General features: G+C 67.7%; 18 protein-coding genes and 1 tRNA gene. 6 read left to right on the top strand and 13 right to left on the bottom strand.

The features are described 5' to 3' along the window. The first annotated feature begins 11 nt into the window (after positions 1-11). Positions 12-827: an SDR family NAD(P)-dependent oxidoreductase gene (locus OIE13_RS01965; protein ID WP_326643746.1), complete on the top strand. Its 816-nt coding sequence runs from the start codon at positions 12-14 to the stop codon at positions 825-827. A gap of 265 nt (positions 828-1,092) precedes the next feature. On the opposite strand, the gene OIE13_RS01960 is transcribed toward OIE13_RS01965, so the two are convergent. Beyond that, positions 1,093-1,166 (bottom strand) — tRNA-Lys (locus OIE13_RS01960). A 251-nt stretch (positions 1,167-1,417) separates the two neighbouring features. Between OIE13_RS01960 and OIE13_RS01955 the strand changes: the two genes are divergently transcribed. Continuing rightward, the gene (locus OIE13_RS01955; protein ID WP_326643748.1) at positions 1,418-1,789 is read left to right on the top strand and encodes a PRC-barrel domain containing protein; all 372 of its coding nucleotides are present in this window, start codon (positions 1,418-1,420) and stop codon (positions 1,787-1,789) included. A 162-nt stretch (positions 1,790-1,951) separates the two neighbouring features. Here the strand turns inward: OIE13_RS01955 and OIE13_RS01950 are convergent, their stop codons facing one another. Both OIE13_RS01950 and OIE13_RS01945 read right to left on the bottom strand, forming a co-directional pair. Then, a complete protein-coding gene (locus OIE13_RS01950; protein WP_326643750.1) occupies positions 1,952-2,548 on the bottom strand; it encodes a hypothetical protein in 597 nt (198 codons plus the stop codon). Positions 2,549-2,716: 168 nt separating this feature from the next. Further along, entirely contained in the window at positions 2,717-3,841 is a 1,125-nt protein-coding gene (locus OIE13_RS01945) for an RNA-guided endonuclease InsQ/TnpB family protein (RefSeq protein WP_326643752.1), read from the bottom strand. A gap of 60 nt (positions 3,842-3,901) precedes the next feature. Here OIE13_RS01945 and OIE13_RS01940 point away from each other — a divergent pair, with 60 nt between their 5' ends. Continuing rightward, on the top strand, positions 3,902-4,405 hold the full coding sequence (locus tag OIE13_RS01940) for a DUF6328 family protein (RefSeq protein ID WP_326643753.1): 504 nt from the start codon (positions 3,902-3,904) through the stop codon (positions 4,403-4,405). 22 nt (positions 4,406-4,427) lie between these two features. Beyond that, entirely contained in the window at positions 4,428-4,577 is a 150-nt protein-coding gene (locus OIE13_RS01935) for a GPGG-motif small membrane protein (RefSeq protein ID WP_165959640.1), read from the top strand. Positions 4,578-4,926: 349 nt separating this feature from the next. Here the strand turns inward: OIE13_RS01935 and OIE13_RS01930 are convergent, their stop codons facing one another. The 7 genes from OIE13_RS01930 to OIE13_RS01900 all read right to left on the bottom strand — a co-directional run bounded on the left by OIE13_RS01930 (position 4,927) and on the right by OIE13_RS01900 (position 8,388). Then, positions 4,927-5,640 (bottom strand): metallophosphoesterase family protein, encoded by a 714-nt coding sequence (locus tag OIE13_RS01930; RefSeq protein WP_326643757.1) that lies wholly within the window; start codon positions 5,638-5,640, stop codon positions 4,927-4,929. After that, positions 5,637-5,882 carry a BON domain-containing protein gene (locus OIE13_RS01925; RefSeq protein WP_326643759.1) on the bottom strand — a complete coding sequence of 82 codons (246 nt, stop codon included), beginning with the start codon at positions 5,880-5,882 and terminating at the stop codon, positions 5,637-5,639. Before OIE13_RS01925 ends, OIE13_RS01930 begins: the two co-directional genes overlap by 4 nt. Positions 5,883-6,013: 131 nt before the next feature. Then, positions 6,014-6,280, bottom strand: coding sequence for a DUF6458 family protein (locus OIE13_RS01920; RefSeq protein WP_326643761.1), 267 nt, complete (start codon positions 6,278-6,280; stop codon positions 6,014-6,016). A 161-nt stretch (positions 6,281-6,441) separates the two neighbouring features. Then, positions 6,442-7,230, bottom strand: a complete 789-nt coding sequence (locus tag OIE13_RS01915; protein WP_326643764.1) for a MetQ/NlpA family ABC transporter substrate-binding protein — start codon at positions 7,228-7,230, stop codon at positions 6,442-6,444. A 118-nt stretch (positions 7,231-7,348) separates the two neighbouring features. Beyond that, positions 7,349-7,573: a DUF305 domain-containing protein gene (locus OIE13_RS01910; RefSeq protein WP_326643766.1), complete on the bottom strand. Its 225-nt coding sequence runs from the start codon at positions 7,571-7,573 to the stop codon at positions 7,349-7,351. A gap of 188 nt (positions 7,574-7,761) precedes the next feature. Further along, the gene (locus tag OIE13_RS01905; RefSeq protein ID WP_326643768.1) at positions 7,762-8,004 is read right to left on the bottom strand and encodes a carbohydrate-binding protein; all 243 of its coding nucleotides are present in this window, start codon (positions 8,002-8,004) and stop codon (positions 7,762-7,764) included. A gap of 231 nt (positions 8,005-8,235) precedes the next feature. Further along, a complete protein-coding gene (locus OIE13_RS01900) occupies positions 8,236-8,388 on the bottom strand; it encodes a zinc ribbon domain-containing protein (RefSeq protein ID WP_326643770.1) in 153 nt (50 codons plus the stop codon). Positions 8,389-8,404: 16 nt separating this feature from the next. Here OIE13_RS01900 and OIE13_RS01895 point away from each other — a divergent pair, with 16 nt between their 5' ends. Next, complete coding sequence (locus tag OIE13_RS01895; RefSeq protein WP_326643772.1) at positions 8,405-8,578, top strand: hypothetical protein; 174 nt, start codon at positions 8,405-8,407, stop codon at positions 8,576-8,578. Between the two features lie 133 nt (positions 8,579-8,711). Here OIE13_RS01895 and OIE13_RS01890 read toward each other — a convergent pair whose 3' ends face one another. After that, complete coding sequence (locus OIE13_RS01890; RefSeq protein WP_326643773.1) at positions 8,712-11,846, bottom strand: M14 family metallopeptidase; 3,135 nt, start codon at positions 11,844-11,846, stop codon at positions 8,712-8,714. 288 nt (positions 11,847-12,134) lie between these two features. Between OIE13_RS01890 and OIE13_RS01885 the strand changes: the two genes are divergently transcribed. Next, complete coding sequence (locus OIE13_RS01885) at positions 12,135-12,512, top strand: YdcF family protein (protein WP_326643775.1); 378 nt, start codon at positions 12,135-12,137, stop codon at positions 12,510-12,512. A 257-nt stretch (positions 12,513-12,769) separates the two neighbouring features. Here OIE13_RS01885 and OIE13_RS01880 read toward each other — a convergent pair whose 3' ends face one another. After that, a complete protein-coding gene (locus OIE13_RS01880; protein ID WP_326643777.1) occupies positions 12,770-13,066 on the bottom strand; it encodes a hypothetical protein in 297 nt (98 codons plus the stop codon). After that, the gene (locus OIE13_RS01875) at positions 13,063-13,311 is read right to left on the bottom strand and encodes a hypothetical protein (protein ID WP_326643778.1); all 249 of its coding nucleotides are present in this window, start codon (positions 13,309-13,311) and stop codon (positions 13,063-13,065) included. The genes OIE13_RS01880 and OIE13_RS01875 overlap by 4 nt, the downstream gene beginning before the upstream one ends. Between the last annotated feature and the right edge of the window lie 52 nt (positions 13,312-13,363).

Here is a 13,363-nt window from a genome sequence, read left to right as displayed (position 1 = left end):
AGGAGGTCTCGATGGTACCCAAGACATGGTTCATCACCGGAGCATCGCGAGGATTCGGCCACGTGTGGACGCTGGCGGCCCTGGAACGCGGCGACTCGGTGGCCGCGACGGCGCGCGACCTGCGGACGCTCGCCCCGCTCGTCGAGGCATGGGGCGACGCCGTCCTGCCGATCGAGCTCGACGTCACCGACCGCGACGCCGCGTTCGCCGCCGTCGCCACGGCGCACAGCCGGTTCGGCTCGCTCGACGTGGTCGTCAACAACGCCGGATACGGGCTGTTCGGCATGGTCGAGGAGGTCACCGAGGAACAGGCCCGGCGGCAGATCGACACGAACTTACTCGGCCCGCTGTGGGTGACGCAGGCGGCGCTGCCCGTGCTGCGCGAGCAGGGTCACGGGCACATCATCCAGGTGTCGTCGGTCGGCGGTGTGTTCGCACTGCCCGGCCTCGGGCTGTACCACGCGTCGAAGTGGGGCCTGGAAGGCCTGACATCCAGCCTGGCGATGGAGGTCCGGTCGTTCGGGATCAAGGTCACCCTGGTGGAACCGGCCGGATTCGCCACCGACTGGCAGGGATCCTCGGCCGTACGGGCATCGCAGCTGTCGGCATATGAGGAGTTCCGGGGCAACATGCCGATCAGCGCCTCGGCTCGCCGCGGCGATCCCGACGCCACCGGCGCGGCGATCCTGGCGATCGTCGACGCCGAGGAGCCGCCGCTGCGCGTCTTCTTCGGCGACCAGCCGCTGCCGTTGCTGCGCGCGGAGTACGCGCGGCGGATCGCGGAATGGGAGGCGTGGGACGACCTGTCGCGCAAGGCCTTCGCCTGAGGCGCGGCGTGGGCGGCTACGGCCGCCCACACCGTGGCGTACGGAAGGCATGCGGGACGGAGCCCGGATCGCACGAGACCGGGGTGAAGATCGACGATCTGCCCGCTACGACGCGGCCACGCACGACCACACCGCGAGCACCAAAACACGATCACGAGGACGAGGACGAGGACGAGGACGAGGACGAGGACGAGACAGACTGATTCAACGAGGCGACGAACGAAGAAACCCCAGCCGGGCATACCCGGCTGGGGCTTCTTTCAGGTGCGCCGCCAGGGACTCGAACCCCGGACCCGCTGATTAAGAGTCAGCTGCTCTAACCAACTGAGCTAGCGGCGCCAGACCTCGACAAGACTACCGGACTCGGCGCTGTAGTCCGTACATGCACTGACATATGAGCAGCAACGAACAGGTGACAGCTGCGATTTCTCCGGGCGGGATGGGAGGGCGGAATCACGTGGCGACCTGCGGTGCGAGGGGGGCAGGGCGGTGCTCCGCACCGGCCGACTCGGAACGGAGCCCGTTTAGCGCCCCTCGCTCGGGTACCTGATCGGAGCCCGGAGAATCCAACGCAAAGGAGATGTTCAACCATGCAGCCTGAGCTCTGGAACTACCGCGCCGACGTGTACGGCCAGGACAGGACGCTCGATGTCGCCGGGTACCACGTTGAGGCCACCGACGGGAAGATCGGCTCCGTCGACGAGGCGACCTACGAGGTCGGCGAGAGCTACCTCGTCATCGACACGGGTCCGTGGATCTTCGGCAAGAAGGTCCTCCTGCCGGCGAGCACCGTGACACAGATCGACCCGCAGGAAAAGAAGGTCTACGTCGCGCGCACCAAGCACGAGATCAAGGGCGCGCCCGAGTTCGACGAGGCGAACTTCAAGGAGCCCGCCTACCGTGACCGCGTCGGCGAGTACTACGGCCGCTTCCCGTTCGGGAGCGGACCGGGCACCATCTGATCCGGCACGCCGAACAACGAGAGTGCCCCGCCGACCGGCGGGGCACTCTCCGTTTCCGGTACCGCCTTCCGGTACCGGAAAGTCGCGTTCCGGTACCGGAAGGCGGTACCGGAAAGTCGCGCCGCCGACCCCCGGGTGGCGCCTCCGAAGATCGATGACGCTTCACGGCCAGGTCGGGTCGCCCGATGAGTCGAGGGAGTCGGGGATGATGTCGAGGCGTCCCAGGAGGGTAAGGAAGGTGGAGGCGTACGGGGAGTCCCGCACGACGGCGGCGACACGGTTCCAGTCGACCTGCTCGCGCAGGGCACGGACCTGGGGCAGCAACGAACCGTAGTCGCAGGTGTGCTCGGAGAACGGCAGCAGCCACGAGATGACCAGGTCGGTGGCCTCCAGGACCGGCAGGATCACCGCCGAGGTCTTCATCGGCTCGGCCCGCTTCAACAGCTCCGAGGTGATCGGATGGTCGCAGATCGAGAAGATCAGATCCACCAGCCTGCCCTCGTCGAATGCCTTGACCAGCCAGTCCTCCGGCGGCTTGACCGTCTCGAAGCCCAGCTTGCCCAGCGCTTCGAGCGCGAGCGGCACGTCCTCGACGGGGAGGACGAAGTCGACGTCGTGCAGCGAGGGCGCGGCTCCTCGCGCGTACGCCGCGCAGCCTCCGGCGAGCGCGAACCTGATATCCGCCTCCTTCAGCCCGCTGCTCGCCCGCTTCAGCGTTTCCAGGATCGCGTCCGTGACCTCATGACTGTGGCTGCCCATGGCTCACGCGTACCCCATAGCCTCCACGGTAGGCATGCCGGACCTTGACTCGGGTAAACGGGGCGTATGGTTCAAGTCAAGCATATGCAAAGAGAAAATCCCTCCCGTCAGCTTCTCGGCCGTAAACGACCGAGCTTGCAGCTCCTCGCCGTCGATGGGTTCGACGGTTCAGGCCGCGTCGTCGGCAGCGTGACTCACTGCCCAGCACGTCACACCGCGCGAGGCGATGTTGCGGGCCGCGTTGACGTCGGCGTGCTCAGCGAAACCGCACGACGTACAGGCGAAGGTTTCCTGGTTGGGCCGGTTGCGTTTGTCGACGTGCCCGCACGCCGAGCACTCCTGCGAGGTGTAAGCCGGGTCGACGTAGACGACGGCGACACCCGCGCGGGCGGCTTTGTAGGCGACGAACCGGCCGAGCCGGTGAAACGACCACGAATGCAGCGTGACCCGCTGGGGCCTGCGGAGCCGTACCCGCTCACGGATGCCCTGGAGGTCTTCCAGGGCGATGCCGCGTCCGGTGCGTGCAGCCTCGGTCACGATGCTTTTGGAGATGCGGTGGTTAACGTCCCGGGCGAACCGGGACTCCTTACGGCGGCGCCTCTTCAGGAGCCGCTTGGCGGACTTGGTCTGCCTGGCCTGCAGGCGGCGGCGGAGTTCCCGGTTGCGGTGCCGGACCGCGTTCAGGTGCCTGCCGGAGTGTCGTTCGCCGTCGCCGGTGGTGGCGATGTTGGCGATGCCGAGGTCAACGCCGAGGAAGGCGTCGGGTTCGGTGACGTCGGCATCGGGGACGTCGCAGGTGGCGATGAGCAGCCACATGCCGTCTCGGTGGATCAGGTCGGATTCGCCCTTGCGGTAGGCGGCCAGTGCGCGGGCCTGCTCGTCGGAGCAGGCGAACCGGATGCCTTTCATCCGGCCGCCGGTGGTCCAGATGGACACGGTGCGGGCCTCGACCTGCCAGGACAGGCACCGATCGTCGAACGGCTGCGCCGCGTCCGGGCGGAAGGCGATCGGCTTGGCCAGAGGCGTGCGCAGCTCCGCACTCACCTGGGCTTTCACCGTCGTGTACGCGTCGGAGACCTTCTTGATGACGTGCTGGGCGGGCTGGGCCGACAGGCCCATGGCCTTCAGGTCGCCGTAGGAGTGCAGCCGCAGGTCGTAGTTGCGGAACACCTTCGTCGCCCACGCGACACCGGAGACGAGGTTGGCGGCGTCGTTGCACAGGCGCAGCGTGTCTGCCAGCGCCGCCTCCTGGGCGGGCGTGGGGAACAGCCGGACCTGCACAACGAATTTCACGCTGTGAAGTATAGCGTTGACTCGCCAAACGCGCGGCACCGTATGCGATTCCTCCCGGGCGTGAACACCCGGGGTTCCTCGCTAAGTATCGCTGAAGAAACCCGCAAGGAACGCGTCGACCGCGAACTCGGCGAGCTCCTGCAGGGCCTGCGCGTCGCGGTCACCGGCGTGCAGGTGCTTTTTGCCTTCCTGCTGACGCTGCCGTTCGCCGCGGGCTTCAACAAGGTCGATGTCTTGGGGCACTGGCTGTTCTTCATCGCCCTGCTGAGCGCCGCCATCGCGTCCGTCTGCTTCATCACCCCGGCCGCCCAGCATCGCCTGCTGTTCCGGACCGGGCTGAAGGAGAAGATGCTGCACCGCGCCAACGGAGTCGGCATAGCGGGGGCCGCCGGGCTCGCGATCGCGATGACGAGCTCGGTCGCGCTGGTCGCGGAGACGGTCGTCAACGCCTGGCCGGCGGCGGTGTTCGGCGGGGTCGTGGCCCTGTCCAGCGCCTGGTTTTGGTTCATTCAGCCGATAGTTGATCTATACCGAACAAAGGATGATGAAGATGTTAAGTCATGAATCGTGAGGGCAGAGGCCGATTATGGCAACCTTACTTTGGATCATCGCGGTCATTCTCGTCATCTCCGGGATCTACGTGATCCTGGCCCGTCGTGACCTCCTCTGGGGGATCGTCCTCATCGTCCTCGGCTTCCTCGTCGGCCCCGGGGGCGTGAGCATCTTCAATGTCTGACGCGAGCCCCACACTCGCGAAAGCACATGTCCGGTGCGGGCCCATGACCCGCACGCCGTCCAGTGTCGACCCTGAGCCGACACGCCATTCGAAGCGAGCTTCGCGCCCGTAAGGCGCAAGTCGCCCCGAACCCCAAGAAGCCTCGCGGGCCGGATCTCCCCGGCCCGCTTCTTCATGTCCCCCTCCCCCACCACCGGTTCCCCTGCGGCGGCGCGCCCGACGGTGCGGGGGAGGGGCGCGGTCCCCTCTACAGGTCTGCAGGCGGACCCCTCCGGCGGGCCCTTTATCGGAGGCCACACCCCGCTCATGTCACAAGGTGGTGCGACGTGAGCCATGACGCGGGGCCCCTCTACAGGAGGTACACCCCGTACGCCCGGCCCAGCACCGGCAGCGCCACGTTGCGCACCCGGATACCGCCCGGGGTGACGCCCTTCTCCGTACCGGCGTGCGCGTGCCCGTGGATGATCAGGTCTGCGCCCTCGGCGTCGACCGCCTCGGCCAGCAGGTAGCTGCCGAGGAAGGGGTAGATCTCCAGCGGTTCCCCGTCGAGGGTGTCCTTGACCGGCGAGTAGTGGGACAGCACGACCCGGTAGTCGGCCTCCATTTCCTTCAGCGCCACCCGCCAGCGATCGGCGATCCGCTTGGTGTGACCGATGAACGCCTTGATCTCCGGCTCACCGAAGTCGCTGGCGCACTTGCCCGCGTACCCTCCGCCGAAGCCCTTGCCACCGGCCACGCCGAGCCGCATCCCGTCGATCTCGATCACCGTCGCGTCGTCGTGCAGGACCTCGATCCCGGCCCCGCGCAACAGCGCGGCGATCTCGGCGGGCCGGTCGGAGTGGTAGTCGTGGTTGCCGAGCACCGCCACCACCGGGATCGGCAGGTCGTGGAACTCGTCCGCCACCATCTCCCCCTCCTCCATGGTGCCGTGCCGGGTCAGGTCGCCGGCGAGCAGCAGCACGTCGGCCCGATCCTCGATACCGTCGAGCCGCCTGCGGTAATCCCCCCTGAGACTCTCGTCCAGGTGCACGTCCCCGACCGCCGCGATCCGCAGCGCGCTCACAGCTGCTCCTCCCTCACCGGCTCCACCACGCTCACGACATCGATCTCGTTGTGGACGACCAGCCCGGGAGCCGCCTCGCCGGCCACCTTGGCGATCAGGTCGCGGCGGTCGGCGCTGGTGATCTGGCCGCGCAGGTAGAGCTGGTCACCTCGGACATCCACCCGGATGCCGAGTTCCGTGGTTCTCTCGTCCTCGGCGAGCGCGCGCTGCACACGCGCGGCGACGTACTGCGGAGCCTCCATCGTCGAACTCCTTTCCGTCCAAAACAGCTCGCCTTCCCGCGAAACCCAAGGTCAAACACGTTTAAAACCCCTGATGGGGGCAGAGGAGGCCGCTGTGCCCAGGACGCGGGCACGCCTGGCCGGTACCTGACTCACACCGCCGGAGGGTCGTTGTAGTGCCGCTTCTCGTAGACGCGACGGCGGGTGACCGGGTCCTCGACCACGGTGGTGGCCGTCGAGTCCGCCACCGCCCGGCGGGCGATGCTGAGCCGGTAGACGGCGAACAGGAGCCATGCGAGACCGCCGATCATCAGGATGACACCGACGACGTTGATGTCGAATCCGGCGATGTCGAATTCGACGGCCCAGGTGAGAACGGCGCCGAGCATGATAAAAAGGATGCCGCCTGCGATGGTCATGGGATCTCCTCCTTCGAGCCAACGCATCCCCCCTATCCCGCACACGGCTCCCAAACGTCACCCGGCGGAGACAGATGCCGGCCACGGCATCCCGGCAGACGTCAAGGGCCTGACGACTTCGGAAAAGTCGTCAGGCCCTTGAGAGATCGGCGAAGGATCGGTCACTGGGCGGGCAGGACCGCGCCCTTGTACCTGTCCTCGATGAACTTCCCGACCTCGGCGCCGGCCAGGGTCTCGGCGAGCTTCTTGATCCGAGGGTCGTCCACCTTGGCCGGGACGGTGACCAGGCCGTTGGCGTACGGGTTGCCCTCGCTCTTCTCCAGGAGCAGGGAGTCGGCCGCGGGCTGCAGGCCGGCCTCCAGGGCGTAGTTGCCGTTGACGATCGCGGCGTCCACGTCCTCCAGGGAGCGGGGCAGCTGGGCGGCCTCAAGGGGCTTGAACTCCAGCTTCTTGGGGTTGTCGGCGACGTCGCGCTCGGTGGCCTTGACGCCGACCCCCTCCTTGAGAGTGATCAGGCCGTTGTCGGCCAGCAGCTTGAGCGAGCGGCCGAGGTTGCTCGCGTCGTTGGGCAGGGCCACCTGGGCGCCCTCGGCGAGCTCGGAGACGTTCTTGATCTTCTTGGAGTACAGGCCGAGCGGCTCGACGTGGACCGGGGCGACCCAGCTGAGCTGGATGTTCTTGCCCTTGGAGAACTCCTCCAGGTACGGGACGTGCTGGAAGTAGTTCGCGTCCAGGTTTCCCTCGTCGAGCTGGATGTTGGGCTGGACGTAGTCGGTGAACTCGACGATCTCCAGGTTCAGCCCGGCGGCGGTGGCGAGGTTGTCCTTGACGTACTTGAGCACCTCGCCGTGCGGCACGGGGTTGACCCCGACCTTGAGCGGGGTATCGGCCTTCGGCGTGCCGTCGGCCGGCTGGGCCGTGTCGGTGGACGCCCCCCCCGCATCCGGCAAGGGTCCCGGCCAAGATCAGTCCGGCCACGATCCCAAATATCCTGCGCATAATTCTCCCCCAGATTCCCCGTACAGCTGGTAGGAAATATCTCACAGAAGTAGATAAAGGGACAAATCATCACTTATCACGCAAAGCCAGCATCTGCGCGATCTGCGCTGTACGCGAGACAGCGACGCGTTTCGCCATCTCGGTGACCTCGGCGTGCAGACCGGTCACGACCTCCACCTTGGCCATCTGGGAGGCGTCGTCCTGCTGGGCGATGAGCATGTCGAGGAACCTTCTCTCGAACTCGGCCGGGGGCGCCGCGGTGAGCGCCGCCACCTCCTCAACCGCACGCTTCATCAGATCTCCTTGACAGGCCGGGGAGGAAAGCCGGACACCGGGCCGACATGTTCGGCCGCGGAGTCCTTCTGGGCGGGGAGTGGTCGACACCGACCCCTGAAAGCGGCGGAGCGGTCGACACCGACCCCCGAAGGCGGCGATGAGCCCGGCCGGGGCGGCGACGACCGCCCCGGCCGGATTTCAACGGGTCAGACGCGCTGCCACAGGGCACCGACGTTCGGCGGCTCCCAGCCCGCCAGCGCGGTGTGCCCCTGCAGGCACCGGTAGGTCACGCCGCCGTAGGTCACCGTGGCGCCCGCCGCGTAGGTGGTGCCCGCCTGCCAGGTGCCGCCCGGCTGGCTCGTCGGAGTGACTGTCGGAGTAGAGGTCGGGGTCTGTGTGGGAGTCACCGTCGGCGTGGGGCTGGGGTTGCCGCCCCCGCCGAAGCTCACGTCGGAGCAGGTTTGAACTCCTCCCCGGCCTGAAGACCGGAGATTCTCCCGTCGCGTCGCGGTTAAGCGGCGCGCGGGGGTTGACGCTTCGCAGACCGGGTAACCCCGAGGTCTCCACGTCCTAATGGGAGCTACCGGTTCTGCTGTTCGGGCAGACTCGGTGCCTGGTAGCTGCTGGTGAGTGAGCACTCCCTCGTCCTGGACCATGAGTCCTGGTGTCAGACCGTGCCCTCACCGGTGGCAGGTCTGCGACGTGCCCGGGGCTGCCACCTTCACCACCATCCCGCCGCGATCACGGGTTTTGTACTCCAGCAGGGTCACGGTGCGAGCCCAGGCCTCCCCGGCGATCGAGCGGTTCAGCCCGGCCTTCTGCGCGACGTTCACGCCGGGGACCTCGACCGTGCCCCTGGCCGACGGCCTGGACCTGCACGTGACCGACCTCGACGCGATCGACGGCAGCCCCGTCTACGATCTGGCGCCGTACTTCAGAGAGATGGGTCCGCGCGGCGAAGTACGCGAGCCCAGTTGGCCTGGCGAGATGCTCAAGAACTACTGGGACGACCCGCGGAACTGAACGCGGTTGTGTGGACGACGTCAGCGGGGCGCGCGGAGGCCGGGCGCCACGTGCGTGACGCCCGGCCTCACGGTCGGGTCCGGTCACCGGTTATCGGGTCGGTTACCGGTTGCCCGTTATCGGTGGGACCCGGCTACCCGATCAGGTGCTTCATGATCTTCTTGATGGTCGCGGCGCGCTCGGCGGGACTGGCCACCTGCTCCAGGCCGAAGCCGAGGAACACGCTGTCCTTCGTCGAGACGGCCGCCGTCCTGTCGGCCTGCACCCTGGCGAAGTCACCCGCGCCCGACGGGCTGCCCTGCGGCGGCCCGGGGATCGACCAGGCACCGAGACCGGACTCGAAGCCCTCGGCGCTCAGCTGGCCACCGGCCGTGGTGACCCTGGTGTCGTCCACGAACGCGCCGACACCGCCGGTGCCGGGGTCGGTCACGTAGCTGATCGACACCTCGACCTGCTGCCCCGCGTACGCGGACAGGTCGAAGGCCACCTGCTGCCAGCCGCCGGAGTCGCCGGTGAAGGCGTTCCAGGAGCCGCTGGTCCCGGTCGCCGCGCAGGGGCTGCCCGGCGTCAGGTAGCGCAGCAGCCACGGGTGTTCGTCCAGCAGGAAGCCGGCCTCGCACTCGGCCGGGACGCCCGTGGAGGTGCCGCCGTTGAGGTCGGGCAGGGTGGTCCAGTTGTCCTGGCCGACCGTGTGCGCCTCGACGACGACGTTGTCGTACCCCTCCTCGGTGTTGAACGAGAGCTGGAACTGGAGCCTGGGCTGCTGCGCGGCGGGGACGGCCGCCAGGTCGATCGTGCGCGTCAGCCTCATGTACGCGTCGTCGGTGTGCGGTCCGGCCGCGTACCAGCCGCCCTCGACCGGGTCGAACGGCCCGGTCGCCCCGATGTACTCGGCCGAGGCCGAGCTCTTGAACTGCGGGAACCTCGCGGGCGGCAGCTTGTCGCTGGTCACCTGGAGGTTGCCCGCCTCGTCCAGCGGGTTGTCGGTGACCGCCGGGCCGCCGAAGGTGCCGCTCGTGCCGTTCAGCCCGGTGCCGGTGCCGGTGAACCCGGACGGCCCGACGCGCGGGTTGCGGCCGTAGACGCCGAGGTAGTACTGGGCGAAGTCGTCGGCGAGGATGAGGCACTCCTCGAAGAAGCCGTCCGTGCTGGTGATGACGCAGTCGGCGTCCGGCGCGCCGTCCAGGCCGTAGTAGATGCCGCCGAGGCTGGTGCCGAAGAAGCCGAGGTATCCGGCCGTCTCCCCGGTGTAGAGCAGCTTGCCCCCCTCGTTGAGGTAGTCGCGGACCGAGATGGTCAGGTCCTGCTGCTCCCGCTTGACGTCCATGTCGGGCAGCGGGCCGAACGGGGTCTGGGTGGCCACGTCCTGGGCGTCCATCGCGAGCCGGTCGTCACCGAGGTACCAGGCCACCGCCTTGAAGTGGCTGAGCACCCCGAGGTGGTGCGGCACGCCCTGCGCGTCGACGTCCCACGTCTCGGAGGAGTACCCGGCGCTCTGCAGCGCCTGCCTGTACTGCGCGGCGTACTTCGGCGCGGTCACCGACGCCGGATAGTCCGGGTTGAACCCGGTGTAGTCCTCGTTCGCCACGATCAGCACCTTGGCGTTGGACTTCTTCTCCAGCTTGTAGGTGAAGTGCCGGCTCTCCACGGTGCCGGTGCCGGTCTTGTGGCCGGTGAACCAGACCTCGACGCTGTCTCCCGGCCTGGCGCCCTCCACCTTCGCGCGGTACTCGGCGAAGTACTCGTCGTTCTCGTCGCCGTACCGCTCGCCGCCTTTCCACTCGGTGAGCCCGCGCAGGCGCACCGGGCCCCCGTTGATCCGGAAGCGCAGCTGCTTGGCCGACAGGGAGCGCCGCGCGGTCACGGCCACCGGCTGCGGGTCGCCGTACGAGACGGTGAAGCTGTCCGGCCTGAAATCGGGGACCGTACGCCCCACCGGGGAGACCGGGTTGTCGGGGGTCTTCACGGACTTGGCGAGGGCGAGGGCGAGCGGGACGTTCTTGGCGAACTCCGCCTGGATCAGCGCCTCACTGTCGGGGAAGGTGAAGCCCAGGCCGCCCGCGCAGTCGGCGAGCGTCCACTCGTCGTCGGGGACGCTCTCTGCCGCCACCTCGCAGGTGGTCATCTCCGGTGTGATCGCCAGGGCGCCGCGCTTGTTGGTCATGTGGCCGTCGGTCTCGCCGTTGGTCGTGTAAAGCTCGGCGCCGATGTCGGGGTCGTAGCCGGGGACGGCGGGCGTCGCGTCGTCGCCGAGCAGGGCCTCGAAGATCAGATCGTCGGGAGAGGGCGTGGCCTGCTGCCAGCCGACGCCGTACAGCAGCAGCTGGGCCGCCGAGTGGTAGTTGAGCACGTAGCTGAAATCGACACGCTTGGCGAGGGCGTCGACGGCCTTGGTCTCGGGCTCCGACTGGGCGTTCGGGCCTCGGTAGACCGCGCTGGCCGCGTTGTCCGAGGAGCCCTCGTTGTCGTAGCCCCACTTGTAGGCGAAGTTACGGTTCAGGTCGACGCCGTCGGCGCTGGTGATCTGCCCGTCGCCGTTGTTGTCGCGGAGGTTCTTGCGCCAGAGGCGGTTGCCCGCGGTGAAGGTGTGGTCGTAGCCGTCGGGGTTGGACACCGGGATGAACCAGAGCTCGACGGTGTCGACCAGCTGGGTGATCTCGGGGTCGACGCCGTAGCCGTTCAGGTAGTGGAGCAGGAGCCTCCGGTTCATCTCCGGGGTGATCCACTCGCGGGCGTGCTGGGCGGACATGTAGAGCACCGCCTTGCGTGCCCCGTCCCTGAGCTGCCGCGCGTTCTTGGTCACCTTGATCGCGGTGAGCGGCTGCCCGTTGATCGTGGTGCCGAGGTCGACGACCTTGGCGATGCCGGGCTTGGCGTTCGCCGCGTTGACGATCTGCTCGCGGATGCCTCCCGCGCCGCTGTACGGCTTGAAGACGCCGTCCCCCTTGGCCGCCTGTCTGCTCGACGCCGCGGCCTGCTGGGCCTTCAGGCCGAGGCCCTCCCGGCGGAGCTGCTCCACCTGGGCCGCCCCGAGGACCGCCTCGACGAGAAGCCTCTGGCCGTTCACGGACTTGGTGATCCGCAGTTCCTCACGGTCGACGCCCGACTTCAGCAGCACGTCCAGCTGCCGCACGGTGAGTTCGCCGACGTAGACGTGTACTCCGTCATCACCGGCCGGCGGATCCGGTACCGCCGCCGCGGGCGTGGTCACGATCAGGCTCAGCAACAGGACCGTGATTGCGAGAATGACCAATCTCGCACGTTTCATGGCAACCTCCGCACATCCCCCGAAGAACAGGAATGCCCGTAATCTGCGCGGCGGCCGGATCCGAGTCAACGGCAATCCTTGCCACCGTTCCGCTCTGACCACATATGGTCAGAGCGACATTTAGGCCTTACTTCACCGCGAAGGACATGCAGGGCGTGAAGCTCTCCCTGGTCAGCCGGGACATCAGGCGATCCGCCCCAGGTCCGCCGGCCGGACGGCGCCGCGAAGCGGCAAGCCCCGCGCCAGGCGAGTCCCAGCCCGACCGCGAGCCCGAGGCCGACCCTCACCGTGACCGCGACCGTTACCGCGGCGCCGCCCGAGAGCGAGACGGAAACCGCCGCCCGGTTCCCCCGGGGAGAGGCCGTGCACTACCGGGAACACGCGATCGAGCTCGGCGTACCCGCAGAGGCCATCATCGTGGAGCCCCGTGCCCGCAACACCGGCGACAACATCACGCTCTCCCGCCGGCTGCTGGAACCCCTCGGGGTGGACTCCGTCCTGCTGGTCTCGAAGCCGTACGCGGAACGCCGTGCCTTCGCGACCTGCCGCAGGCTCTGGCCCGAGGTGGACGTCGTGTGCGCCTCCGACCCCCTCCCCCTGCCCGACTACGTGACGACCATCGGCGATGAGCACCTGGTCATCGCCATGATCGTTGGATCCGGATGATGACACAGTGCGGTTCGGCTGCGTCTGCGACGACGACATATTCAGCTATACCCAAGATCCCACCCTTGCCGAGCGGAACTCTGCGCTGTTGCGGCCACTGGACAGAAGCCGTATGTCCGGAGAGATCGCCTCTTGTCTCGTTGATCTCAACGGACAGCGCGGCGATCATTGAGAACAACGTCGGGCTGATCTGGGGATCCGACAGGAGTTCCGCGACTCCCTCGGAGAAATAGCAAGGCCATCCCTCCTCGTCGGACTCACTCAAGGGGCAAACCCTGCCGCTCTCTGCGAGCAAGGACATCCGCGAGAGTGGCGACGGGCAAGGTGCCCTCCAGCGCGGCCTTGCGAATCTGGTCGGCCTTGGGATCAGTGTCGAGCATCGCCTCGCACCACCAACGGCGCAGGATCGCCTCTGCCTGGTCCAGGGGTGCCATACCGAGCTCGCGATAGAACTCCATCCGCCGACCGCCTTGAAGGGCGGTGGAGATCCCGTCGACGGTACGCGGCACCCGAGGCTCCCCAGGAACGTGCGGGTGAACAGGCTGAGCGCTCATACCAGTGAGGATAGCCGCAGGGAAGGTGCCGCAGCGGGAAGAGACCACATGAACCTCAGTAGTAAGGCCTCTGAACAGCCAATTGGCTGTTCATGGGCGATCTCGGCCGCGCCCGTGAGGTTGTCGTTCGAGCTGCCGACGTAGCGGTACACGGTCTGGACCGGTAGTAGAACGGGGCCGAACACGCTGAGGTTGATCGTTTTGAGTGTGCCGTCGGGATAACGGAGGCGCAGTTCGTCCAGCATGCTGTTGCCCGGCACACCGGCCAGGAAATCCGAGTGCGTTGACGAGGCCGTG

This window comes from Streptosporangium sp. NBC_01810 (assembly GCF_035917355.1).
In the GTDB taxonomy this organism is placed as follows: domain Bacteria; phylum Actinomycetota; class Actinomycetes; order Streptosporangiales; family Streptosporangiaceae; genus Streptosporangium.
Note: the sequence above shows the minus strand (reverse complement) of the source record. Positions and strands in the feature narration are given on the sequence as shown.

Bases quoted from the DNA above. Each gene is read 5' to 3' on its own strand.
- OIE13_RS01965 (WP_326643746.1), top strand. From the start codon at position 12: ATGGTACCCAAGACATGGTTCATCACCGGAGCATCGCGAGGATTCGGC.
- OIE13_RS01955 (WP_326643748.1), top strand. From the start codon at position 1,418: ATGCAGCCTGAGCTCTGGAACTACCGCGCCGACGTGTACGGCCAGGAC.
- OIE13_RS01950 (WP_326643750.1), bottom strand. From the start codon at position 2,548: ATGGGCAGCCACAGTCATGAGGTCACGGACGCGATCCTGGAAACGCTG.
- OIE13_RS01935 (WP_165959640.1), top strand. From the start codon at position 4,428: ATGGCAACCTTACTTTGGATCATCGCGGTCATTCTCGTCATCTCCGGG.
- OIE13_RS01925 (WP_326643759.1), bottom strand. From the start codon at position 5,882: ATGGAGGCTCCGCAGTACGTCGCCGCGCGTGTGCAGCGCGCGCTCGCC.
- OIE13_RS01920 (WP_326643761.1), bottom strand. From the start codon at position 6,280: ATGACCATCGCAGGCGGCATCCTTTTTATCATGCTCGGCGCCGTTCTC.
- OIE13_RS01910 (WP_326643766.1), bottom strand. From the start codon at position 7,573: ATGAAGCGTGCGGTTGAGGAGGTGGCGGCGCTCACCGCGGCGCCCCCG.
- OIE13_RS01890 (WP_326643773.1), bottom strand. From the start codon at position 11,846: ATGAAACGTGCGAGATTGGTCATTCTCGCAATCACGGTCCTGTTGCTG.
- OIE13_RS01880 (WP_326643777.1), bottom strand. From the start codon at position 13,066: ATGAGCGCTCAGCCTGTTCACCCGCACGTTCCTGGGGAGCCTCGGGTG.
- OIE13_RS01875 (WP_326643778.1), bottom strand. From the start codon at position 13,311: ATGCTGGACGAACTGCGCCTCCGTTATCCCGACGGCACACTCAAAACG.